At 63.5% G+C, this 23,043-nt stretch carries 19 protein-coding genes; 11 read left to right on the forward strand and 8 right to left on the reverse strand.

The features are described 5' to 3' along the window. Window positions 1-29 precede the first annotated feature (29 nt). Window positions 30-857: a formate dehydrogenase accessory sulfurtransferase FdhD gene (gene fdhD, locus ACSSVC_RS23110; RefSeq protein ID WP_346635260.1), complete on the forward strand. Its 828-nt coding sequence runs from the start codon at window positions 30-32 to the stop codon at window positions 855-857. Between the two features lie 87 nt (window positions 858-944). On the opposite strand, the gene moaE is transcribed toward fdhD, so the two are convergent. The 5 genes from moaE to moaA are packed head-to-tail and all read right to left on the reverse strand — an operon-like array spanning window position 945 to window position 4,107. After that, window positions 945-1,403, reverse strand: coding sequence for a molybdopterin synthase catalytic subunit MoaE (gene moaE / locus ACSSVC_RS23115; RefSeq protein WP_492611441.1), 459 nt, complete (start codon window positions 1,401-1,403; stop codon window positions 945-947). Window positions 1,404-1,406: 3 nt separating this feature from the next. Beyond that, window positions 1,407-1,658 (reverse strand): MoaD/ThiS family protein, encoded by a 252-nt coding sequence (locus ACSSVC_RS23120; protein WP_346635258.1) that lies wholly within the window; start codon window positions 1,656-1,658, stop codon window positions 1,407-1,409. Next, window positions 1,655-2,137, reverse strand: coding sequence for a cyclic pyranopterin monophosphate synthase MoaC (moaC, locus tag ACSSVC_RS23125; RefSeq protein WP_346635257.1), 483 nt, complete (start codon window positions 2,135-2,137; stop codon window positions 1,655-1,657). Before moaC ends, ACSSVC_RS23120 begins: the two co-directional genes overlap by 4 nt. A gap of 26 nt (window positions 2,138-2,163) precedes the next feature. Then, window positions 2,164-3,063 (reverse strand): bestrophin family protein, encoded by a 900-nt coding sequence (locus ACSSVC_RS23130; RefSeq protein ID WP_102881610.1) that lies wholly within the window; start codon window positions 3,061-3,063, stop codon window positions 2,164-2,166. Between the two features lie 45 nt (window positions 3,064-3,108). After that, on the reverse strand, window positions 3,109-4,107 hold the full coding sequence (gene moaA, locus ACSSVC_RS23135) for a GTP 3',8-cyclase MoaA (RefSeq protein WP_404937249.1): 999 nt from the start codon (window positions 4,105-4,107) through the stop codon (window positions 3,109-3,111). 456 nt (window positions 4,108-4,563) lie between these two features. Here moaA and ACSSVC_RS23140 point away from each other — a divergent pair, with 456 nt between their 5' ends. From ACSSVC_RS23140 to ACSSVC_RS23160, 5 genes are all read left to right on the forward strand, one after another. Beyond that, window positions 4,564-6,888: an FdhF/YdeP family oxidoreductase gene (locus tag ACSSVC_RS23140; RefSeq protein WP_346635255.1), complete on the forward strand. Its 2,325-nt coding sequence runs from the start codon at window positions 4,564-4,566 to the stop codon at window positions 6,886-6,888. Between the two features lie 132 nt (window positions 6,889-7,020). After that, entirely contained in the window at window positions 7,021-8,442 is a 1,422-nt protein-coding gene (locus ACSSVC_RS23145; protein WP_346635254.1) for a cytochrome ubiquinol oxidase subunit I, read from the forward strand. A 16-nt stretch (window positions 8,443-8,458) separates the two neighbouring features. Next, complete coding sequence (gene cydB / locus ACSSVC_RS23150; protein WP_346635253.1) at window positions 8,459-9,475, forward strand: cytochrome d ubiquinol oxidase subunit II; 1,017 nt, start codon at window positions 8,459-8,461, stop codon at window positions 9,473-9,475. After that, a complete protein-coding gene (locus ACSSVC_RS23155; RefSeq protein WP_404937250.1) occupies window positions 9,462-9,602 on the forward strand; it encodes a hypothetical protein in 141 nt (46 codons plus the stop codon). The genes cydB and ACSSVC_RS23155 overlap by 14 nt, the downstream gene beginning before the upstream one ends. Next, entirely contained in the window at window positions 9,595-9,750 is a 156-nt protein-coding gene (locus ACSSVC_RS23160; protein WP_346635251.1) for a DUF2474 domain-containing protein, read from the forward strand. The genes ACSSVC_RS23155 and ACSSVC_RS23160 overlap by 8 nt, the downstream gene beginning before the upstream one ends. Window positions 9,751-9,808: 58 nt before the next feature. On the opposite strand, the gene ACSSVC_RS23165 is transcribed toward ACSSVC_RS23160, so the two are convergent. From ACSSVC_RS23165 to ACSSVC_RS23175, 3 genes are all read right to left on the reverse strand, one after another. Continuing rightward, complete coding sequence (locus tag ACSSVC_RS23165; protein WP_346635250.1) at window positions 9,809-10,783, reverse strand: Dyp-type peroxidase; 975 nt, start codon at window positions 10,781-10,783, stop codon at window positions 9,809-9,811. 127 nt (window positions 10,784-10,910) lie between these two features. Further along, window positions 10,911-13,196: an FdhF/YdeP family oxidoreductase gene (locus tag ACSSVC_RS23170; RefSeq protein ID WP_404937251.1), complete on the reverse strand. Its 2,286-nt coding sequence runs from the start codon at window positions 13,194-13,196 to the stop codon at window positions 10,911-10,913. Window positions 13,197-13,444: 248 nt separating this feature from the next. Further along, a complete protein-coding gene (locus tag ACSSVC_RS23175; RefSeq protein WP_492611442.1) occupies window positions 13,445-14,338 on the reverse strand; it encodes a DMT family transporter in 894 nt (297 codons plus the stop codon). Window positions 14,339-14,470: 132 nt separating this feature from the next. Here ACSSVC_RS23175 and ACSSVC_RS23180 point away from each other — a divergent pair, with 132 nt between their 5' ends. From ACSSVC_RS23180 to gbpA, 5 genes are all read left to right on the forward strand, one after another. Continuing rightward, window positions 14,471-14,908, forward strand: coding sequence for an Lrp/AsnC family transcriptional regulator (locus ACSSVC_RS23180; protein ID WP_346635247.1), 438 nt, complete (start codon window positions 14,471-14,473; stop codon window positions 14,906-14,908). A 293-nt stretch (window positions 14,909-15,201) separates the two neighbouring features. Then, entirely contained in the window at window positions 15,202-15,843 is a 642-nt protein-coding gene (locus ACSSVC_RS23185) for a response regulator (protein WP_346635246.1), read from the forward strand. Between the two features lie 37 nt (window positions 15,844-15,880). Next, a complete protein-coding gene (locus tag ACSSVC_RS23190; RefSeq protein ID WP_404937253.1) occupies window positions 15,881-19,534 on the forward strand; it encodes an ATP-binding protein in 3,654 nt (1,217 codons plus the stop codon). 136 nt (window positions 19,535-19,670) lie between these two features. Further along, complete coding sequence (locus tag ACSSVC_RS23195) at window positions 19,671-21,257, forward strand: lytic polysaccharide monooxygenase (RefSeq protein ID WP_492611443.1); 1,587 nt, start codon at window positions 19,671-19,673, stop codon at window positions 21,255-21,257. Between the two features lie 242 nt (window positions 21,258-21,499). Then, the gene (gene gbpA / locus ACSSVC_RS23200) at window positions 21,500-23,023 is read left to right on the forward strand and encodes an N-acetylglucosamine-binding protein GbpA (protein WP_492611444.1); all 1,524 of its coding nucleotides are present in this window, start codon (window positions 21,500-21,502) and stop codon (window positions 23,021-23,023) included. Window positions 23,024-23,043 lie beyond the last annotated feature (20 nt).

A 23,043-nucleotide genomic window follows, 5' to 3' on the forward strand; every position in this document is an offset into this window, starting at 1 on the left:
GAGTGAATCGACTGTATTGAGGTGTCGTCATGGTTTGCCGTATCGAACAAACGGAACAACAGCCCGAGGCCAATGCACCGGCGCCCGCGCCGCAGCGCGTGGCCTATCGCGAATACAGCCCCGAGGGCGGAGTGGCCGAGGCGCCGCTGGCTGCGGAAATTGCCCTGGCCATCACTTACAACGGCCTGAGCCAGGCGGTGATGATGGTGTCTCCCGGCAACCTGGAAGACTTCATTCGTGGCTTCAGCATCACCAACGACATCGTCAGTGACCTCAGCGAAATCTACGACATCCGCCTGAGCCACTTTCCCCAGGCCTGCCAGGCCGATGTGCAGATTTCCAGCCGGGCCTTCTGGGCCCTCAAGGACCATCGCCGGCAAATGGCCGGAACCAGCGGCTGTGGCTTATGCGGCGTGGAAGCCCTGGAACAGGCGCTACCGCAACTGCAGATCCTCGAACCTTCGCCGCTGCCCCCCGCCGTACACCTGCAAGGCCTGCGCGAGCGCATCGAACAGGCCCAGCACATGGCCCGCAGCAGCGGTGCCCTGCATGCGGCGCTGTACTTTGACGAACAGGGTGACGTGCGCCTGTGCCAGGAAGACATCGGCCGCCACAACGCCCTGGACAAGCTGATCGGCGCCCTGCTGAACGCCGGGATCGACGGCCGCCGGGGCTTCACCGTGGTCACCAGCCGCTGCAGCCTGGAACTGATCCACAAGGCCGTGCGCGCCCGTCTCGGCACCCTGGTCAGCCTCTCCGCGCCTACCGCACTGACCGTGCAATGGGCCAACAAGCACCACCTGAACCTGATTCACGTGCCCCACCGCAACGCCCCGCGGATCTACAGCCCGGTGTAAATGCACAACGCCGGATGACAGGCATCCGGCGTTGTTCCCCCCTTCCCTCAAGCCTCACTCACCGGCATAAGCTCAACGCTCTGCTGCTCAACGTTCTGCAACCCAACGTTCGGCAGCCTGCCGGTCGCTCTCGCGTCCGTCGATCCAGCGTTCGCCGCTGGGGGTGACTTCGCGCTTCCAGAACGGGGCGCGGGTCTTGAGGTAATCCATGATGAAGGCGCAGGCCTCGAAGGCGGCTTGCCGGTGGGCACTGGCCACGCCGACGAAGACGATGGGCTCGCCCACCTGCAGCAGGCCCACCCGATGCACCAGGCTCACGCGGTTCAGCGGCCAGCGCTCCTGGGCCTGTTGCACGATGCCCTGCAGCGAGCGCTCGGTCATGCCCGGGTAGTGTTCCAGGAACAGGCTCTGTACCGCCTCCCCCAGGTTGAGGTCACGCACATAACCGACAAAGGTCACCACGGCGCCGACACGGCTATCGCCGGCCTGCAATCCGGCGTTGAGTTGCTCAAGGTTGAAGGCCTGGGTCTGCACCTGAACGCTCATGCTTCAGCCTCCGGTCACTTGGGGAAAGAAGGCGATTTCATCGAAGTCCTCGATCACCGCATCGAGCTTGCACAGGTCCTGGTTCAGCGCGCACATCAGGCTGTTCTCCCCCAGCACAGCGGCCCAGTTTTCACCCCGGGCCATCAGCAGCCGACGCACGTCATCGACGGTGCGCAAGTCGGGGTCCAGCGGCAGCTTCTCGCCGCCGCTGCCCAGTTGTTCGCGGTAGCGGGCAAAGTAATTGACCAGAATCATTGCGTGTCTCCAGCGATGAACAGCCCTGATTTGCCGCCCTGCTTCTTCAGCAGTTGCAGGCCCTCGATGACCATGCCCCGGTCCACTGCCTTGCACATGTCGTAGATCGTCAGCGCCGCCACGCTGGCGGCGGTCATGGCTTCCAGCTCGACCCCGGTGGCACCGTTGAGGCGGCAGCAGGTGGTGATCCGTACCCGGTCCGGCGGCACCGCTTGCAGTTCAACGCGGATGCCGCTGAGCAGCAGCGGATGGCACAGGGGAATCAGCTCGTGGGTCTTCTTCGCCGCCATGATCCCGGCGATGCGCGCCACAGCGAACACGTCGCCCTTGGGGTGGCCGTTGTCCTGGATCAGTTGCAGGGTCGCCGGGAGCATGCGCACCCAGGCCTGGGCCTGGGCTTCGCGGTCAGTGGCCGGCTTGGCGCTGACGTCCACCATGCTGGCCCGACCCTGTGCGTCCAGGTGAGTGAGTTCGTTCATGTGCAACCTCGGAAAAAGACAGTGGATCAGCTCAGGACATAGTCCACCGGCACCAGGGCCGGCGGCAGTTCAGTGGCCCCCAGGGCGTCGAGAATCTCGCGTTCGAGGGTGCGCACCAGGGCGTCCATCGGCAGGTCGTTCTCGTCGTGGCCAAAGGGGTCCTCCAGCTCGTCGCCAATGGCGTCCAGGCCAAAGAAGGTGTAACTGACGATGGCGGTGAAGATCGGCGTCAGCCAGCCCAGGGGCTCGGCCATGGCAAAGGGCAAGAGGATGCAGAACATGTAGCTGGTGCGGTGCAGCAGCAAGGTGTAGGGGAACGGCAGCGGCGTGCCCTTGATCCGCTCGCAGGTGGTTTGCGCGGCGGTGATCCCGGACAGCAGATTGGCAATCAGCAGGTAGCGCCACTCGCTGATCACGCCCGAAGTCGCCAGGGCCGAGCACTGGCGTGACACCTGGCGCAGGATGCTGTCCGGCAGGTTCGGCGTCCGGGCCGCCGGCCAATGGCTGAGCCAGGTGCCTGCCGCGCTGAGCTCGTCTTCCTGGCGCAGCCGGGCCTTGAGGGCGTGGGCGAAACCGCACAGGTCCCGCAGGATGCTGCTGCGGGCCTGGGCATCGCCGAGCACCTGGGTTTCGCGGATCAGCGAACGCACCTCGGTAAGCACCGCGCCCAGGGCCTTGCGCCCTTCGTACCAGCGGTCGTAACAGGCGTTGTTGCGAAAGCTCATGAAGATCGACAGCGACAGCCCGAGCAAGGTGAAAGGCGTGGCATTGACCTTGGAAAAGTACGCCGGGTGCAGGGTTTCGATCAGCACGATGGCCGAGGCCAGCAGGGTCACCAGCAGGCTGCGCAAGGCGATGCGCTTGGCAATCGAGCCCTTGAGGGAGATCAGCACGCTGATCAGGTTGGGTTTGGATCTGACGATCATCGGGGCACGACCTGTAAACCAGAGAAGAGAGCGACGACGGGCCGATCAGCCGCCGGTCATGTTCATGAAACGCACCACCTGGACCTCGTCGTTGAGCTCGAAGTGATGACGGTAGGGCTTGAGTTTCATCGCCTCGACAATGGCCCGCTGCAGGCGCTCGGCATCGCCGGGATGGGCGCGCAGCACGGCCTTGAGGTCCACCGAGTGTTCGTTGCCCAGGCACAGCAGCAGGCGCCCTTCCACCGTCAGCCGTACGCGGTTGCAGGTGCCGCAGAAGTTGTGACTGTGGGGCGAGATGAAGCCCAGGCGGATCTGCGGCGCCTCAGCCAGGCGCCAGTAGCGCGACGGCCCCTGGGTCGACTCGGCGGACTCCATCAGGGTGTAGCGCTCGGCGATCCGCTCGCGGACCTGGGCGCTGGAAAAGAACGCATCGCTGCGGCTGTGCTCGCTGATGGTGCCCAGGGGCATCTCCTCGATAAACGAGAGGTCCAGGCCGCGGTCGATGGCGAACGCCACCAGCTCGTTGATCTCCTGGTCGTTGCGCCCTTTCATCACCACGCAGTTGAGCTTGGTGCGCTCAAAGCCCGCGGCGTTGGCCGCGTCGATGCCGGCGATGACCCGGGACAGGTCACCGCTGCGGGTCAGTTGGCGAAACAGCGTCGGGTCCAGGCTGTCGAGGCTGATGTTGAGGCGCTTGACCCCGGCCTCGAACAGCGGCGCCGCCAGCTTGCCCAGTTGCGAGCCATTGGTGGTCATGCACAGCTCCCGCAGCCCCGGCAGTTGCCCGATGCGCTCGCACAGTTGCACCACCCCGGGACGGATCAGCGGCTCGCCCCCGGTGAGGCGGATCTTGCGCGTACCCAGGGCGACGAAACGCTGGGCCAGCTGGTACAGCTCTTCCAGGGTCAGGATGCGTTGGCGCGGCAGGAACTGCATGTCCTCGGCCATGCAATACACGCAGCGGAAATCGCATCGGTCGGTCACCGACATACGTAAATAGTCGACCCGTCGAGCAAAGCCATCCACCAATACTTGATCTGACATCACAGCCTCTATCGACGGTTGCGACCTATAGGTCTTAGTTGTAATTCGCGGCCACAAACGACCGTTAAGGAGTTATTGGCGGCAAGACTAAGAGCGATTAAAAGTTGCGTCCAATCGCTATTTGCAACTGATTGATCAATGCAATCTATCACCGAAAAAACCGCCAGCAATCAGTACCGCAAAGTCTACTCAAGCCATTGTTTATCATGACTTTTAATTCTTGATAGAGGCTTTCGATCAGCCGGTCATTAATTGCGATTAGACAGCCGACACAGGCGCCGAATAGGCTTTATTCGTGGCCCATGAAACAGGCCTTCAAGTCACTCCGTAGCCCTAAGCAGATCCAAACTTAAACGGCTTCACAACAAAACCGCATTTAGCCTGTGCAGTAAAACAATCACTGACATTGATTCATTGTCGGGCGGTTGCCTGCGTGCGCTGTATTGGAGAAATATCATGAGCGAAGTTGATCGATACAAACCCTACAAGGGGGCGGCCGCCGGTTGGGGGGCACTGATCGCCGTGACCAAGAACTGGCTGGGCAGTGAAAACGCCTTCAAGAACATCCGCGCCATGCTCAAGACCAACCAGAACGGCGGCTTCGACTGCCCGGGCTGCGCCTGGGGCGAGTCGCCGGAAAACGGCATGGTCAAGTTCTGCGAGAACGGCGCCAAGGCAGTCAACTGGGAAGCCACCGGGCGCCTGGTGAACCCGGCCTTTTTCAACAAATACACAGTCTCGGCCCTGGCCGCGCAGAGCGACTACTGGCTCGAGTACCAGGGCCGCCTGACCCACCCGATGCGCTACGATGCGTCCCAGGACCGCTATGTAGAAACCACCTGGGACGAGGCCTTCGAGCTGATCGCCAGCCACCTCAAAGGGCTGGACTCGCCGAACCAGGCAGAGTTCTACACCTCGGGCCGGGCCAGCAACGAAGCGGCCTACCTGTATCAGCTGTTCGTGCGCGCCTATGGCACCAACAACTTTCCCGACTGTTCGAACATGTGCCACGAGGCCAGTGCCGTGGGCATGTTCGAAAGCGTCGGCGTGGGCAAGGGCACGGTGGTGTTCCATGACCTGGAAGAAGCCGACGCGATCTTCGTCATCGGCCAGAACCCCGGCACCAACCACCCACGGATGCTGGAGCCACTGCGCGAGGCGGTGAAACGCGGTGCCCAGGTGATCTGCTTCAACCCGCTCAAAGAGCGTGGCCTGGAACGCTTCCAGCATCCGCAACACCCGCTGGAGATGCTCACCAACGGCTCCGAGCCCACCTCCTCGGCCTACTTCCGCCCGGCCCTGGGCGGCGACATGGCGGCCTTTCGCGGCATCGCCAAGTTCCTCCTGCGCTGGGAGCGCGAAGCCCTGGCCAACAACGGCGAAGCGGTGTTCGACCGGGCCTTCATTGCCGAGCACACCTCGGGCCTGGACAGCTACCTGGCCGAGGTCGATGCCACGTCCTGGAACCACATCGTCGAGCAGTCCGGCCTGACGCTCGCCGACATCGAGCTGGCGGCGCGCATGTACCGCAAGGCCAAGCGCGCGATCATGTGCTGGGCCATGGGCCTGACCCAGCACACCCATTCGGTGCCGACCATCCAGGAAGTGATCAACGTGCTGTTGCTGCGGGGCAATATCGGCCGCCCCGGCGCCGGCCTGTCGCCGGTGCGCGGCCACAGTAACGTGCAGGGCGACCGCACCATGGGCATCAACGAACTGGCGCCCACCGAGCTGCTGGATGCCCTGCAAGCGCGCTTTGGCTTCAAGCCGCCACGGGAGCACGGGCACAACACGGTGATGGCGATCTCGGCCATGGAACAGGGCCGGGCCAAGGTGTTCATCGGCCTGGGAGGCAACTTCGCCCAGGCCACCCCGGACACCCCGCGTACCCACGCCGCCCTGCGCAACTGCGAGCTCACCGTGCACATTGCCACCAAGCTCAACCGCAGCCATCTGGTGACCGGTCGCGAGGCGCTGATCCTGCCGTGCCTGGGCCGCACCGATATCGATATCCAGGCCAATGGCCCGCAAGGCATCACCGTGGAAGACACCTTCAGCATGGTGCACATCTCCCATGGCCAACTCAAACCCAAGTCGCCGCACCTGCGCTCGGAACCGGCGATCATCGCCGGCATCGCCAACGCCACCCTGGGCCAGCACCCCATCGACTGGCTGTGGACCATCGAAGACTACGGACGCATCCGCGACCTGATCGCCGATACCATCCCCGGGTTCGAGGACTTCAATCTCAAGCTGCTGCACCCCGGCGGCTTCCACCTGGGCAACGACGCCACCCAGCGGCGCTGGAACACCACCACCGGCAAGGCGCGCTTCATCCCCAGCGTGCTGCCCGAGCACCTGATCAGTGCTGGAGTGCGCAAGCTCAAGGTCAAGCCGGACCTGATCCTGCAGACCATGCGCTCCCACGACCAGTACAACACCACTCTGTATGGCCTGGATGACCGTTATCGCGGGGTCTACGGCATGCGCGAGGTGCTGTTCGCCAACGAACAGGACATTCGCCAGCTGGGTTTCGAGCCGGGGCAGAAGGTCGACATCGTCTCGCTGTGGGATGACGGCCGGGAGCGTCGGGTCAGTGGTTTCACCCTGATCGCCTACGACATTCCCGCCGGCCAATCCGCCGCCTACTACCCGGAAACCAACCCCCTGGTGCCCCTGGAAAGCTATGGCGACCGGACCTACACGCCGACCTCCAAGTTCATCGCCATCCGCCTGGAGCCGGCTGCGGCCAGCAACCTGATCCAGTCCGTCGGCGTGTGACCCAGCCTGGGGCGGTGCGACCACCACCCCAGCCTTCACCCGCGCAGTGCCCCTGCCCCCGCCGCGAGCCCATGGGTTCGCGACGGCCGCGCAGTGCCTGCTCGGGCATCAAGCCAATACGAGGGTATCGTCATGTTTCATCTACAGGCGCTCGACCTTGCACGCATCCAGTTCGCGTTCACGGTCTCGTTCCACATCATCTTTCCCGCCATCACCATCGGCCTGGCCAGTTTCCTCGCGGTGCTCGAAGGGCTGTGGCTCAAGACCCACAACAGCACCTACAAGGACCTGTATCACTTCTGGTCGAAGATCTTCGCCGTCAACTTCGGCATGGGCGTGGTCTCCGGGCTGGTCATGGCTTATGAGTTCGGCACCAACTGGAGCCGCTTCTCGGACTTTGCCGGGAGCATCACCGGCCCTCTGCTGACCTACGAGGTGCTGACCGCGTTCTTCCTTGAAGCAGGCTTTCTCGGGGTCATGCTGTTCGGCTGGAACCGGGTCGGCCGCGGGCTGCACTTCTTCGCCACGGTGATGGTGGCCATCGGCACCCTGATCTCGACCTTCTGGATTCTCGCCTCCAACAGCTGGATGCAGACGCCCCAGGGCTTCTCCATCGTCGATGGGCGGATCATGCCCATGGACTGGCTGGCGATCGTGTTCAACCCGTCGTTCCCCTTCCGCCTGGCGCACATGGCGATTGCCGCGTTCGTCGCCACGGCGTTCTTCGTCGGATCAAGCGCCGCCTGGCACCTGCTGCGGGGCAACGACACGCCGCCGGTGCGCAAGATGCTGTCCATGGCGCTGTGGATGGCGCTGATCGTGGCGCCGATCCAGGCGGTGGTCGGTGACGCCCACGGCCTCAACACCCTGGAACATCAGCCGGCAAAAATCGCCGCCATCGAAGGCCACTGGGAAAACCACGGCAGCGAACCCTCGCCCCTGGTGCTGTTCGGCATTCCCAACATGGACGGCGAAAAAACCGACTACGCCGTGGAACTGCCCTACCTGGGCAGCCTGATCCTAACCCACAGCCTGGACAAGCAGATCCCTGCGCTCAAGAGCTTCCCCAAGGAAGACCGTCCCAACTCGGCCATCGTGTTTTTCAGCTTCCGCATCATGGCCGGGCTGGGCATGTTGATGATCCTCACCGGGGTCCTGGGCCTGCTGTTGCGGCGTAACGGCGCGCTGTACCGCAACCGCCTGTTCCTGCGCCTGGTGCTGTGGATGGGCCCCACCGGCCTGATCGCCATGCTGGCGGGCTGGATCACCACCGAAGTCGGGCGCCAGCCCTGGGTGGTGTACGGCCTGCTGCGCACCAGCGACGCCGCGTCCAACCACAGCGTGACCCAACTGAGCATCTCCCTGGCGCTGTTCGTGGTGATCTACTTCTCGGTCTTCGCGGTGGGCATCGGCTACATGATGAAGCTGGTGCGCAAGGGCCCGCAGCCCCACCACGAGCACCCGCCGACCCACCCTGTCGGCCAGGAGCCAACACCGCGCCGTCCACTGTCCGCCATCGCCGAGACCTTCGCGTCCAGCGACCACCACCACTGAAACAAGGGATATCGACATGACGATTCAAGGCATAGACCTGTCGTTGATCTGGGGCGTGATCATTGCCTTTGGGGTGATGATGTACGTGATCATGGACGGCTTCGACCTGGGGCTGGGGATTCTCTTTCCGCTGATCCCCGATGCCCGGGAACGGGACGTGATGATGAACACCGTGGCCCCGGTCTGGGACGGTAACGAGACCTGGCTGATCCTCGGTGGCGCAGCGCTGTACGGGGCCTTCCCCCTGGCCTACTCGGTGATTCTCGAAGCCCTGTACCTGCCGCTGATCTTCATGCTGGCGGGGCTGATCTTCCGCGGTGTGGCCTTCGAGTTCCGCTTCAAGGCCAGCCCGCAGCAGCGGCATATCTGGGACTGGGCCTTTATCGGCGGCTCGCTGCTGGCGACCCTGTGCCAGGGCATTGTGATCGGCACTTACATTTCCGGCATCGCGGTGGTCAATCGCCAGTTCGCCGGCGGCTCCCTGGACTGGCTGGCACCCTTCCCGCTGTTCTGCGGCCTGGGGCTGATCGTGGCCTATGCGCTGCTGGGCAGCACCTGGCTGCTGGTCAAGACCGAAGGCATGCTCGAAGCGCGCATGCGCCACTACACCCGGCCCCTGGCGTTCGCGCTGATGGCGGTGGTGGCGGTGTTGTGCGTCTGGACCCCATTGCTGCACCCGGAAATCGCCACCCGCTGGTTCAGCCATGCCCATATCGTGATCTTCGGTGCGTTGCTGGTGCTGGGCCTGCTGGCGTTGTGCGGGCTGCTGGGGACCTTGCGCCAGCATCATTCCCACTGGCCGTTCGTGTTCACCCTGGTGCTGGTGTTCCTCGGCTACATCGGCCTGGCGTTCAGCATCTGGCCGAACATCGTGCCGCCGTCCATCAGCCTGTGGGACGCGGCATCGCCCCTGTCCAGCCAGTTGTTCATCCTGATCGGCACCCTGTTCATCCTGCCGATCATCCTGATGTACACCTGCTGGAGCTACTACGTGTTCCGCGGCAAAGTGAGGATTGGCGATGGCTACCACTGATCGAGCAAAGGCCCTGACCAGCCAGCCCTGGCACAGGCAAGTGGCGCAGTTGAGCCTGCTGTTCTTTGGCCTGGTGCTGATGCTCGCCTGCAGCGGCGCACTGATGCTGGAGCTGGCTCATGGATAAGATCACGACCCGGCCGGCACAACCGGCACCCGGTTGGCAGCGCCTGCTGTGGATGTTCGGCATCTGGCTGAGCAGTGTCATCGGCCTGGGGCTGGTGGCCGGCCTGTTGCGGCTGCTGATGCAGGCCGCTGGAATGCACAGTCACTGAAGATGGCTGCATAACGCCTGGAACCTCGGCCCGCAGCAGCGGGCCGGGGTTCTGTCGTTTACTGGCCGGCCGCGGCGCGCTCGGCCAGGTCTTCCAGCAGATCGGCGGACGGCACGAAGAACAGCCCGCCGGTGACCGCGGTACTGAAGTCCAGCAGGCGATCGTAGTTGCCCGCCGGGCGACCGACGAACATGTTCTCCAGCATCTGCTCCACCGGCCGTGGCGAACGGGCGTAGCCGATGAAGTAGGTGCCGAACTCCCCCGCGCCCGGACGGCCAAAGGGCATGTTGTCGCGCAGGATCTTCACCTCCTCGCCGTTCTCTTCCAGGGTGGTCAGGGAGCTGTGGGAACAGCTGGGTTTGACTGAATCATCCAGTTCGATATCCGACAGCTTGGTGCGGCCGATGATGCGTTCCTGAGCCTCGACCGTCAGCTCGTTCCAGGCCGCCATGTTGTGCAGGTACTTCTGCACCAACACGTAGCTGCCATTGCAGAACGACGGGTCTTCGTCCCCGATCAGGGTGAAATCCACGGCCTCGCGGCCTTCCGGGTTCTCGGTGCCGTCGACGAAGCCAACCATGCTGCGCATGTCGAAATAACGGAAGCCCTGGACCTCATCCACCACCTTGACTGCATCCCCCAGGGGCTTGAGCAGTTGTGTGGCCAGCTCGAAGCACAGGTCCATCTGCTCGGCACGGATATGCAGCAGCAGGTCGCCCGGGGTGGAGGGCGCACGGCGGCCTTCTACGCCCACTTCACGGAAAGCGTGCAACGACGCCGGGCGCGGGCCGCCGAACAGCCGGTCCCAGGCATTGGAGCCAAAACCGCAGACACAGGACAGATTGCCCCCCGGCACGCGCTTGCCCACCGAACGGGTCAGAGCGGCGACATCGGCGCACCACTCACGCACGGTTTTCGCCGCGCTGGCGCCGGGGGCCAGGGTGGCGACGATAAAGATGGCGCTACGGGTGATGGGGTTGCAGATGGCTTGCGGCTCGGGCAGACGCTCGGCCATGGATGAAAGGTCGGTCATTGATGGTTTCCACAGGCTGCGGTCGAAAAAATCACCGACAGGAAAATAGCAGATTGTGGCCGTGGCGAGGGCGCTTGCTGCCGCTGCGCGACCGAGCGCAAGCAAGCTCCCTCGCCACATCGGCGGTTCAGGAGGCGGCGCTGCCCAGGGTCGAGCGCAGCACCCGCACCGGCACCGATTTGTAGGACGGCGTGCCGCTGTCCACATCCAGGTAGTCCAGGGGCACCAGGCGGTTGGCTTCGGGGTAATAGGCGCCCACGGTGCCCGGGGCGATCTTGTACTCGATGGCGGTGATGTTTTCGTAACGCAGCCGACGCCCGCCGATGACCGTCTCGATGTCCACCAGATCGCCGTGGGCCAGGCCACGGGCGGCCAGGTCCCCTGGGCTGATGAACAGCACGTCGCGCCGGCCGAAGACCCCGCGATAGCGGTCGTCCAGGGCGTAGATGGTGGTGTTGTACTGGTCGTGGCTGCGCAGGGTGATCAGCCGCAGCACATCGGCGCCGTCCACTTCCTTGTCCTCGTGCAGCCCGGGGAAGACGAAGAACTCGGCCTTGCCCGAGGGCGTCAGCCATTGGCGTTCGGCCGCCGCCAGGGGCATGCGGAAACCACCCGGTACACGGATGCGGGCATTGTAGCCGTCGAAGCCGGGCACGGTCTGTTCGATCAGGTCGCGGATCTTGTCGTAGTCGGCCACCAGTTCCAGCCAGGGCACGCGGCTGCCGGGCAGCGTGGCCTTGGCCATGCCGGCGACAATCGCCGGTTCCGAGAGCAGCAACGGCGACGCCGGGGTCAGCTTGCCCGCCGAGGCGTGGACCATGGACATCGAGTCCTCCACGGTGATGGCCTGGCGCAGACCGTCCTGCAGGTCCAGCTCGGTGCGGCCCAGGCAGGGCAGGATGAAAGTCTCCTTGGCCACCAGCAAATGGCTGCGGTTGAGCTTGGTGGCCACGTGAACGCTCAGGTCGAGCTTGGCCATGGCCGGGAAACATTGGCCAGGGTCCGGCAGGGCCACGGCGAAGTTGCCCCCCAGGCACAGCAGCGCCTTGGCACTGCCGGCAATCATCGCTTGCATCGCCTGCACCGCATCATGGCCGTGGGCCGAAGGCGGCTTGAAGCCGAACGCCTGTTCGAGCTTGTCGAGGAACGCTTTCGAAGGCTTCTCGGTGATGCCCACGGTGCGGTTGCCCTGCACGTTGGAATGCCCGCGCAACGGGCAGATCCCCGCCCCCGGCTTGCCCAGGTTGCCCCGCAGCATCAGCAGGTCGCAAATCAACCGCACATTGGCGGTACCTTCGTTGTGCTGGGTGATGCCCATGCCGTAGGTGACGATGGTGGCATTGGACTTGGCGTAGGCCGCGGCGACCATTTCCAGGTCCGCCTGGTGCAGGCCGCTGGCCTGTTCGATGTCCGCCCAGGCGGTGGCGTGCAGATCCGCCACCAGGGCCTCGAAGCCCAGGGTGTGCTCGGCGATGAACGCCTTGTCGAGGACTTGCCCGAGGCTGTCCTCCAGGGCCAGCAGAGCCTTCATGATGCCCTTGATCGCCGCCGCGTCGCCGCCGGCCTTGACCTGGAAGTACGACGAGGCAATGCGGGTCGAGCCGTAGGTGGCCATCTCCACCATGTTCTGCGGGTCGGCGAAGCGTTCCAGGGCACGCTCGCGCAGCGGGTTGAAGACCATGATCGGCACCTTGCGCCGCGAGGCTTCATGCAGGGTGCCCATCATCCGCGGGTGGTTGGTGCCCGGGTTGTGGCCGATGGAAATGATCAGCTCGCAGAAATCGAAATCCTCCAGGGACACCGTGCCCTTGCCGATGCCGATGGAGCGCGGCAAACCGACACTGGTGGGCTCGTGGCACATGTTCGAGCAATCGGGAAAGTTGTTGCTGCCGTATTCCCGGGCGAACAGTTGGTACAGGTAGGCTGCTTCGTTGGAGGCGCGGCCGGAGGTGTAGAACTCCACCTGCTCGGGTTGCAGGCCGCGCAGGATCTGGCCAATACGCTCGAACGCCGCCTGCCACGCTACCGGCTTGAAAGTGTCGCTGACGCGGTCATAGACCAGAGGCTCGGTGAGGCGGCCCAAGTCTTCGAGCTGGTAGTCGGAGCGCTGCAACAGCGAGGTCAGCGGATGCTCGGCGAAGAAGGCCGGGGTCACGCGTTTGTTGGTGGCTTCCCAGGTCACTGCCTTGGCGCCGTTTTCACAGAACTGGAAGGTCGACTTGTGCTCCTTGTCCGGCCAGGCACAGCCGGGGCAATCGAAGCCGTCGGGCTGGTTGGTGCGCATCAGGGTCAGCGGCGCCTTGAGGGTATCCATCTGTTCGCGCACCGCGGTGGCGGTGGCCTTGAGTGCACCCCAGCCACCGGCGGGGCCATCGTAGTTGCGGATTCCGGGAACCTTGCGTCGAGTGCTCATGATCGCTCCAGGGCCGACCCGGCACGACGCGAGTCGGTGGTTGCGGATGATCGAGGCGTACCCGGGCGAGTTGCCAGGGGCCTGGATCACCGGCGGAAAGTGCGTGGCCAATCGGCCGACACTGGATAAAAACTAGCGCTGCGCCCCGGCCTGTCAAGGTCAGGTGCCGACCGGTACAGGCGCGGCACTACCCCCCAGGCCAGCGGGCGTGGAACCCATTGCAGGTCTGCGCCCTGCGTCCCCTGCGCTCATTGCAAAACGCTGCGCCGGCGCTTCAGGGTCCAGCCCTGCTGCATGCCGGCGGCGGCCAGCAGAATCGCGCCGACGCCCACCCATTGCAGCAGTCCCAGGCGATGACCGAAAGCCAGCCAGTCGACGAAGATCGCCGCGATCGGATAGATGAAGGACAAGGCCCCGGTCAACGCCGTCGGCAACTTCTGAATCGCCCCGTACAACAGCACGTACATCACCCCGGTATGCACGATGCCCAGGGTCAGCAGGCTGGCCCAGGCCGTGGCCTGCTGGGGCGGCGCGCCGAGGTTGGCCCAGGGCGCCAGCAACAGCACCCCGGTGCAGACCTGGATCAGCGCAATCAGGTGTGGCGGCGTACCGCTCAGGCGCTTGATCAGCAGCGCGGCAAAGGCATACAGCAACGCGGCGCCCAGGGCCAGGGCGATGCCCAGCAGGTAGTCGTTGCCGGTTTCGCCCTGGGTGCCGTGGGCACTGACGATGGCCAGCATCCCGGCAAAGGACAGGCACAGCCAGAACAGCTTCTGCGGGGTGATCTTCTCCCCCAGGAACAACGCCCCCAGAGCCACCAGGATAAAAGGCTGGACGTTGTACACCGCGGTGCCAATGGCAATCGAGGCTCGGGAATAGGAGCCGAACAGCAGCACCCAGTTACCGACAATGGCCACGCCACTGAGCACCGCCAGGATCAGCGTGCGCTTGGTCAGAATGTTCTTACGAAGAAAACCGAAAGCGCCGCAAATCAGCAGCAAGGCCCCGGCGCCGAACAGGCAGCGCCAGAACACCACGTCCAGTACCGGTTGCCCGGACACCAGGACGAACCAGCCGATGGTTCCGGAAATCAGCATGGCGGCGGTCATTTCCAGCGATCCGCGACGAGTCAGTGCATCCATCATCAAGCTCCTCTGGCAGTGGGCAAATTATGCCCAGCGCGAACTGACCATCGCCAGTTCAAAACCTAGGCTAGACTGCCACAAGGCCTTTTTTATCAAGGCAAAATAGCCATCCAACCTAACGAGATCGCCATGCTTGATGCCATCGACCAGGCACTGATCAGTGCCCTGATGCAGGACTCCCGCCGCTCCCTAAAGGCCCTGGCGCAGATCAGCGGCCTGTCCGCTCCCAGCGTCGCCGAACGTTTGAAAAGACTGGAAGAACGCGGCGTGATCAGCGCTTATACCCTGGAGATCGATCCAAGACTTCTGGGCTACCAGTTGCAGGCCATCGTCCGCATTCGTCCCTTGCCGGGCAAACTGCAGGAAGTGGAACGGCAGATTCTGGCGATTGCCGAGTTCACCGAATGCGACAAGGTCACCGGTGACGACTGCTTTATCGCCCGCCTTCAAGTGCGCTCCATGGAACAGCTGGACACCCTGCTGGACCGCCTCAACCATTTCGCCGAAACCAACACCGCAATCATCAAGAAGTCGCCAATCAAACGGCGTTTGCCGCCCCTGGAGTGACGGGGTTGCCCCGGGCACCAAAGGCTGTAGATCCGACAGGGAAAACACCGATGAAACGTCTGTACTAGAGGCGTTTCTTGCAAGATCTTTAGTAATTCCCCTACAACTTCTCAGGAAATTTCCTGGCAAACATAAGACGATTCTTAAAGTGCCAAAGACGTCTTTTTGGCGTCAATTTCAGTGATACCCTGCGAATCCTCTGACGACCCCACAAGCAAAATGCCCGCTCCTTGATAGGAAGCCGCGCGTTTTTGTGGGCTCATGCCTGTCGAAAAGCCGAGTAAACAAACACGATGCCGATCCGCGTCCAGATAGCCGATGACCATCCCCTGACTCTGATTGGGATTCACACCCTGCTGGAAAGCCGTGCCGACCTGGAGGTCGTCGCTCAGGCCCACAGCGTGGAAACCCTGCTGGAGAACCTGCAGCGCCAGCCCTGCGACCTGCTGCTGACCGACCTGATGATGCCCGGTGGCGACCAAGTGGACGGGATTCGTCTGATCCGTCGCCTGCGTTCGCTGTATCCGAAACTGGCGATCGTGGTGATCACCATGCTCGACAACCCGGCGCTGATCAGCAGCGTGCTCAAACTGGGGGTCCAGGGGCTGGTGAGCAAGCGCGGGCTGCTCAATGACCTGCCCAAGGCGGTCGCCGCCAGCCCGCGCTCGCCCTTTGTCTCGGCCTCGATCCAGCACTTGCTGGACACCAGCACCGCCCTGCACGGCAAGCCGCTGATGCAACCGGAGCAACTGTCCGCGCGGGAGATCGAGGTGCTGCGCCTGTATGGCACCGGCATGAGCATCGGTGCCATCGCCCAGCACCTGTGCCGCAGCAAACAGACCATCAGCACGCAAAAAAGCAGCGCCATGCGCAAGCTCGGCCTGGACACCTCGGCCAGCCTGTTTCTCTACATCCAGGAACACGGCCTTTCCTGAGCCGCCCCGTGCGGCAGAATCCCGGAGCTTCCCCCCTATGCCCCTGATTTCGCTTTCCTTCGTGCGCCGGAGGATGCAGCGCTTTTGCCTGCTGCTCATTCCCCTGGCGCTCCTGGGCACGCTGCCAACCGCCTGGGCCGACAACCCGGACACCGCGACGGACGGCAACCTGCCCTTGAACAAGCTGCTGGCGATGCGCAACAGCCTGCCGCGCAAAACCCTCAAAGTGGCCCGCATCGTGCCGCCCGACCGGCCTCTGGAGAGCGCCGGCAATCAGGTCCTGAAGTCGATCTCCGATGACTACCTGAAGCTGATCGGCGAACAACTGGACCTGCACTTTCAGAGTGTCGAGGTGCCCTCGCCCCAGGCCGCCGTGGAGGCTCTGTTGGAGCACCGGGTCGATTTGCTGGCCCGGGCCACCGAGTTCGAAGAAGCCAACCCGAACCTGCGCCTGAGCCTGCCCTACCTGCGCAACCAGCCGATCATCGTCGGCCGCACCAGCGACCAGAGCCTGCCCCTGGACCTGCAGAACAAGCAGGTGCTGGTGCTGGACAACTACCTGCAACCGGAGCAGGTCCGCCAGGCTTACCCCCAGGCGCTGATACGCAGCGTGCGCACCACGGCACTGGCCTTCGAACAAGTGGCCCAGGGCGAGGCCGATGCCTTTATCGGCGATCAGTTCCGCGCCAACCTGTATCTGCAGGCACGCCCGGACCTGGCCCTGCACAACAAGTTTTCCGCGCACCTGCCCACCACCGGTTTCGCCTTTGCCGCGCGCCGCGACGAGCCCACCCTGCTGGCCCTGCTCAACCATGTGCTGCACAGCATTCCCGAGACACAGAAACTCAAGGTCCAACAGCACGCCAGCCACGGTCCCTTCCCCTATTCGCCCACCGATGCCTTCATGCTCAGCCCCCAGGAACTGGCGTGGCTGAAGGACCATCAGCAGATCAACCTGCTGGCCCAGGAAGCACCGCCGTACCTGTATCGCAACAACGACGGCGAGTGGGCAGGACTGAGCATCGACCTGCTGCAGACCCTGGCCAGCTCGTTTCGCCTGAAACTGAACATCCAGCCCAGCCTGTCCCGGGCCAACGATCTGGAACAGTTGAGCCAGGGCCAGGCCGATCTGACCAGCCGCACCCTGGGCATGGTCGACGGCGCGCGCGGCGTGCGTTTCAGCCAGCCCTATGGCACTCGCACCTGGACCTTCATCATCCGCACCGGCGACAGCTCTCCCAGTTCCCTGGAAGCCCTGGAAGGCCGCAAGCTTTCGCTGTCGCGCTATCACCCGCTGTATGACCATTTGCGCCTGCGCTACCCCAAGATCCAGCTGCTGCTCACCGAGAACTACCAGCAGTCCCTGGACCTGGTGCTGCAGCGCCGGGTAGACGCCACCCTGGACACCCCCAGCGCCAGCCAGACCCAACCCGGAGCGGGCCTGCAATACGGCCTGTCGATCAAGGCCACGCCCAGCCCCCATCAGTTCGCCGTGGCCGCAGGCTCCGGCGAATTGCTGAGCATCCTCAACAAGCTGCTGGACTCACTGTCGCGCACCCCGCAGAGCGATATCCAGGTGATCGCCGAACGCCCCCGGGACAACTTCTGGGAATGGGCGGCCGAACAGGCCTGGCACATCGGCATCGTGGCGCTGGTGATCTTCGTCCTGTCCCTGGTGTGGAACTGGCGACTGAAGATCCAGGTCAAGGAGCGGATCTGCGCCCAGACCCGGCTGCAGGACAAACTGGCGTTCCAGTTCTCCCTGCTCAACGGCCTGCCGACTCCGCTGTACGTGTGCGACCTGCACGGACGCTTGAGCACCTGCAACCGCGCCTACGAAGAGTTTTTCTCCACCGCCGAGGATCTGGTCCAGAACTGCCTGCCCACCGAACAGCCGAACATGCCGGCAGACTTCGCGCAGATACTGCAGGACGAACACCGGCAACTGCTGAACAACCACCGGCCGCGCTTTCTCGACACCAGCCTGGTGATCAAGGGCGAGCAGCGCTACCTGTATCAGTGGCTGGTGCCGTTCTACAACGCCCGGGGCCAGTTGCAAGGGCTGCTGGGGGGTTGGCTGGATATCTCCGAACGCAAGCACCTGGAGATCAAACTGCGTGAAGCCAAGCAGGTGGCACTCAAGGCCAGCGCCGCCAAGAGCGAGTTCCTGGCCTCCATGAGCCACGAACTGCGCACCCCGCTCAATGCCCTGGTGGGCCTGCTGGAGCTTGAAACCAGCGGCCGCAACACGCCCTCGCACAACCTGCGGGTGGCCCAACAATCGGCGACGTCGATGATCGACCTGATCGGCAACATCCTCGACCTGGACAAGATCGAGAGTGGCCTGATGCAACTGGCCCCGCACCCCACGGCACTGGAACCGCTTTTGACCAACAGCCTCGGCCTGTTCGCCGCCCAGGCCCGGGAAAAGAACCTGCAACTGCACTTCGACTACCAGGCCGACCGCCAGCGCCTGCACTGGATCGACTCCCTGCGCCTGCAGCAGATCTTCCACAACCTGATCAGCAACGCGCTGAAGTTCACCGACCACGGCAGCATTCAGGCCCGGGTCAAGGAAATCCCGCTGCGCGAAGGCGTGAGCCTGCTGACCCTGAGCGTCTGCGACACCGGCATCGGCATTCCCCAGGCCTTGCAGCCCCTGATCTTCGAGCCCTACCGCCAGGCCAGCGCCCGCACCGCACACCTGTACGGTGGCTCGGGCCTGGGCCTGAGCATCTGCAGCCAACTGGCCCAGTTGATGGACGGCCACATCTGGCTGGAAAGCGAACCCGGCCAGGGCTGCTGCGTGCATGTGGAACTGCCCCTGAGCTGGCAGTTGCCCCTGGCGCCGTCACCCGAGCCGCTGACGCCACAACAGCAAGCCGCCGAATCGCTGCGGGTGCTGGTGGTGGACGACGTGTCCACCAATGGTCTGGTGCTGACCCTGCAACTGGCCCGCCTAGGCCATCAGGCCGAGCATGTGTGCAGCGGCGAACAGGCCTTGCTGGCCCTGAGCGAGTCGCCCTACGACGTGCTGATCAGCGACTGCAACATGCCGGACATGGACGGCTATGCCCTGACCCGTGCGGTGCGCGAAGACGAGCGGCGCCGGGGCACGCCAGCGCGCCTGATCATCGGCTACACCGCCAGCGCCCTGAGCAACGAGGCCACCCAGTGCTCCAACGCCGGGATGAACGATTTGATGATCAAGCCGGTGACCCTGGCGCGTCTGCGGGAAGTGCTCGGCAGCCATGCCCCGGCTGACGAGGATGTGGAGCACGAGCGCTCGTTCAACCTCGACCACCTGGACGAAGTGGGCAAGAACAGCTCGATCCTGCGCCGACGCATCCTCCTGGAACTGACCAAGAACCTGCAGCAGGAAATCGCCCAGTTGCGCGAAACCGATCTGACCGCGGCGCCCCAGACCATCGGCGACCTGAGTCATCGCCTGACCGGCGTGGCCTGCCTGATCGATGCCAGCGAAATGGCCGCGGCCTGCCATGGGCTGAGGCAGGTCAATGTCCAGCAGCCTGACGCCGTGCGCCGCTGCCAGGCCAGGCTGCTGGCGTCCATGGAACGCATCTTCGAACAGGCCAAGGCCGACCTGGCCGCCCTGCGTCAGCCCCTCAGGCCCTGGTCCCGGGGTATCGCCCGGGCGCCCCTGGTGCACTCTCGTACCCGTCCCATGTGAACCGACACTCACCCGTCCTACTCTGGCGCCTGCTTTCGGGGGGCGCCAGACAGGGATGCCAGACTCAACTTGAGCTCGTCCATCCTTCCCCACGATCGCCTGTTGAATCCAATAATTTCAAACTAAGGATCAATCGATGATCACGTTGCACCGAGCCCGTTCATTCCTCAAATTGCCTTTGGCCATGGCCATCGGCATGGCTTCGCTCGCGGCTCAACAAGCCAGCGCCCACGGCTACATCGAAAGCCCGAAATCCCGTTCGTTCATGTGCAGTGCCGGTGGTGGCAACCAGAACGGCAACTGCGGCTCTGTCGCCTATGAACCGCAAAGCGTCGAGTACTTCGGCACGCCGGGTGGCGGCCGCGAGCACTTCCCGAGCAACGCCAAGGCCTGCACCGGCGACTTCCGCGTTTGCGGCCCGGCCGACGGCACCATTGCCGCCGGTGGCATGACCGGCTTTGCCAAGCTCAACGAACAGTCGAGCAGCCGCTGGACCAAGAACACCATCAAGCCGGGCCCGCAGACTTTCACCTGGAAGTACACCGCCGGCCACGCTACCCGTTACTGGCAGTTCTACATCACCAAGAAAGACTGGAACCCGAACCAACCGCTGACCCGCGACTCGTTCGAAATGACCCCGTTGCTGGATGAAAAATGGAACGGCAGCATGCCGGCCAAAGCCGGGCAGAACACCAAGCACGTGGTCAATATCCCGGCCGACCGCAGCGGTTATCACGTGATGCTGGCGACCTGGAAAGTGCATGACAACTCCAACACTTTCTACTCGGTGGTGGACCTGAACATCGACAACGCCAACGCGGTTGAATCGCAGTGGAGCGACATCGGCGCGGTCCAGCCCGAGCCGCTGAAAGTCGGCGACAAGGTCATGACCCGGGTGTTCACCAACAGCGAACAACAGGCCAAGCAAGTGGTGCTGAATATCGATTCGGCAGCACTGGCCAACGAAAACGTCTGGCCGTTCGAACTGGCGAAGAAGGTCAACGCCGCCAAACTCGGCTACCAGATGGGCTTGCTGGACGACAAGGATCAGATCGTGCCCAACCGTGGCAAGAACAGCATCTTCGTCAACAAGGGCAGCGACATCAGCAGCGTGATCATCGCCAAGGAACTGGCCAGCCAGCCGAGCGAGCTCAGCGTCACCGGCGTGCAGCCTGAATACACCGCGAAGAACGGCCAGGTCGACCTGCACTTCAACGCCATCGTCAAGGCCAGCGACCCGAAAGACGAATACACCGTCTACGCCAAGGTGTTCGACACCGCAGGCAAGACCCTGGCCTATGAACATGCACCGATCGGCAACCTAACCCCGCACTTCTCGATCTCGCTGAAAGACACCAAGGCCGGCAAATACGACCTGGTGGTGGTCTCCAGCTCGAAGAAAGGCGAGTTGATGCAGCAAACCGCACGCTTCACCGTGAAGGCTGAAGAGAACGTCGGTGGCGGCGAAACACCAGGCAACGGTGGTGACAAGCCGGGCAACGGCGGCGACAAGCCCGTTGAAGGCGGCAAGTACGACCACGTCTTCCCGCAAGGCTTGAGCGCCTACAAGGCCGGCACCCTGGTGCTGCAGCCCAAGGACGGCAAGACCTACAAGTGCAAACCGCACCCCTACAGCGGCTACTGCGTGCAGTGGAAAGCCGGCGCCACTCAGTACGAGCCGGGTACCGGCAGCCACTGGGGCATGGCCTGGGATCGTCAATAACCATTAAAGCGAAGGTTTGACCCTTGAGCGTGGCATGTGAATGCCACGCTTTTTTTTGCCTGTTGGTCCGGCTTCAGCGGACGACTCTCGTACTCGTCCCATGGGACCGCTCTGCCCCGCCACGTAGCCTGTCTCTGCTCTCGGGGATGCGTCGGCACGGAGGCCAGCCGCCCCATCGGTCGGACCCCATCCGCACCCCCGGGACCTTTTGTATCCATTTCTAATTGCTCAAGGCTTTCTCAATGATCAACTCCACCCGAGCCCGCTCGTTCCTCAAACTGCCTCTGGTCCTGGCCATGGGCGCTGCCGGTCTTGCCGCTCAACAAGCGTCCGCCCACGGTTACATTGAATCCCCTAAAGCTCGCTCCTTCATGTGCAGCAGCAATGGCGGTCAACTCAACGCCAACTGCGGCGCCATCACCTACGAACCGCAAAGCGCCGAGTACATCGGTCGTCCGGGCGGTGGTTTCTCGCACTTCCCAAGCAGCGCCCAAGCCTGTACCGGTGACTTCACCAAGTGCGGCCCAGCCGATGGCACCATCCCTGCCGGCGGCCTTGACCGCTTCGCCGAGATCAACGAGCAATCGGCCACTCGCTGGACCAAGACCACCGTCAAGCCGGGTCCGCAAACCTTCACCTGGAAGTACACCGCCGGTCACGCCACTCGCTACTGGCAGTTCTACATCACCAAAAAAGACTGGAACCCGAACCAGAAGCTGACCCGTGACTCCTTCGAGCTCAAGCCGCTGCTGGATCAGCCATGGCCAGCCCTGAACACCCCGGCCCCCGCCGGTGGCAAGACTCAGCACACCGTGAACATCCCGTCTGACCGCAGCGGCTACCACGTGCTGCTGGCCACCTGGAAAGTGCACGACACCGACGCCACCTTCTACAGCGTGGTCGACCTGAACATCGACAACGGCGCAGTGATTCCATCCTCCTGGTCCACCGTGGGCGCAGTTCAGCCTGAAGCACTGAGCATCGGCGACAAGGTCAAGACCCGCGTGTTCAACGCACAGGGCGAAGTGAACGCCAAGCAAGTCGTGCTGAACATCGATTCTGCCGAACTGGCCAAGGCCGACGTCTGGCCGCGCGAACTGGCCAAGAAGGTCAACGCCGCCAAGCAGGGCTACCAGATGGGCCTGCTCAACGACAAGGACGAAGTGGTGCCCAACTTCGGCAAGAACGACATCCTGGTCAAGAAAGGCAGCGACATCGTCAACGTGATGATCGACAAGGAACAGGCGGCCAAGCCGGGCGAGCTGGCCATCACCGGCATGCAGTCCGAATACACCTTGAAGGACGGCAAGGTCGACCTGCACTTCAACGCCATTGCCAAGGGCGGCGACTACACCGTGAAAGCCACCGTGTACAACGCCAAGAATGAAAGCGTAGCGTTCCAGCAGGCTCCGGCCGGCAACACCCCGCACTTCTCCATCCCGCTCACCGGTCAGAGCGCCGGCAAGTTTGACCTGATCGTGGTAGCCACCTCGAAGAAGGGCGACCTGCTGCAACAGACCGCCAGCTTCACCCTCAAGCAGGAAGAAAGCAGCGGCGGCGAGAGCGGTGGCAAGTACGACCACGTGTTCCCACAGGGCCTGAGCACCTACAAAGCCGGCACCGTGGTCCTGCAGCCTAAAGACGGCAAGACCTACAAGTGCAACCCGTTCCCTTACAGCGGCTACTGCATTCAGTGGAACAGCGGTGCCACTGCATTCGAGCCGGGTGTAGGCGCCAACTGGCCGTCGGCCTGGACTCGCCAGTAAGTCACACCTTCGTCAACCCG

The sequence above is a fragment of the Pseudomonas sp. E1BtOHC1 genome (assembly GCF_058744285.1).

Excerpts from the sequence above, each read along its gene's own strand:
- ACSSVC_RS23190 (WP_404937253.1), top strand. The coding sequence starts at position 15,881 with ATGCCCCTGATTTCGCTTTCCTTCGTGCGCCGGAGGATGCAGCGCTTT.
- ACSSVC_RS23195 (WP_492611443.1), top strand. The coding sequence starts at position 19,671 with ATGATCACGTTGCACCGAGCCCGTTCATTCCTCAAATTGCCTTTGGCC.
- ACSSVC_RS23170 (WP_404937251.1), bottom strand. The coding sequence starts at position 13,196 with ATGAGCACTCGACGCAAGGTTCCCGGAATCCGCAACTACGATGGCCCC.
- ACSSVC_RS23160 (WP_346635251.1), top strand. The coding sequence starts at position 9,595 with ATGGATAAGATCACGACCCGGCCGGCACAACCGGCACCCGGTTGGCAG.
- ACSSVC_RS23145 (WP_346635254.1), top strand. The coding sequence starts at position 7,021 with ATGTTTCATCTACAGGCGCTCGACCTTGCACGCATCCAGTTCGCGTTC.
- ACSSVC_RS23120 (WP_346635258.1), bottom strand. The coding sequence starts at position 1,658 with ATGATTCTGGTCAATTACTTTGCCCGCTACCGCGAACAACTGGGCAGC.
- ACSSVC_RS23165 (WP_346635250.1), bottom strand. The coding sequence starts at position 10,783 with ATGACCGACCTTTCATCCATGGCCGAGCGTCTGCCCGAGCCGCAAGCC.
- ACSSVC_RS23175 (WP_492611442.1), bottom strand. The coding sequence starts at position 14,338 with ATGGATGCACTGACTCGTCGCGGATCGCTGGAAATGACCGCCGCCATG.
- ACSSVC_RS23155 (WP_404937250.1), top strand. The coding sequence starts at position 9,462 with ATGGCTACCACTGATCGAGCAAAGGCCCTGACCAGCCAGCCCTGGCAC.
- ACSSVC_RS23185 (WP_346635246.1), top strand. The coding sequence starts at position 15,202 with ATGCCGATCCGCGTCCAGATAGCCGATGACCATCCCCTGACTCTGATT.
- moaA (WP_404937249.1), bottom strand. The coding sequence starts at position 4,107 with ATGTCAGATCAAGTATTGGTGGATGGCTTTGCTCGACGGGTCGACTAT.
- fdhD (WP_346635260.1), top strand. The coding sequence starts at position 30 with ATGGTTTGCCGTATCGAACAAACGGAACAACAGCCCGAGGCCAATGCA.
- moaE (WP_492611441.1), bottom strand. The coding sequence starts at position 1,403 with ATGAGCGTTCAGGTGCAGACCCAGGCCTTCAACCTTGAGCAACTCAAC.
- moaC (WP_346635257.1), bottom strand. The coding sequence starts at position 2,137 with ATGAACGAACTCACTCACCTGGACGCACAGGGTCGGGCCAGCATGGTG.
- ACSSVC_RS23140 (WP_346635255.1), top strand. The coding sequence starts at position 4,564 with ATGAGCGAAGTTGATCGATACAAACCCTACAAGGGGGCGGCCGCCGGT.
- cydB (WP_346635253.1), top strand. The coding sequence starts at position 8,459 with ATGACGATTCAAGGCATAGACCTGTCGTTGATCTGGGGCGTGATCATT.
- ACSSVC_RS23130 (WP_102881610.1), bottom strand. The coding sequence starts at position 3,063 with ATGATCGTCAGATCCAAACCCAACCTGATCAGCGTGCTGATCTCCCTC.
- gbpA (WP_492611444.1), top strand. The coding sequence starts at position 21,500 with ATGATCAACTCCACCCGAGCCCGCTCGTTCCTCAAACTGCCTCTGGTC.
- ACSSVC_RS23180 (WP_346635247.1), top strand. The coding sequence starts at position 14,471 with ATGCTTGATGCCATCGACCAGGCACTGATCAGTGCCCTGATGCAGGAC.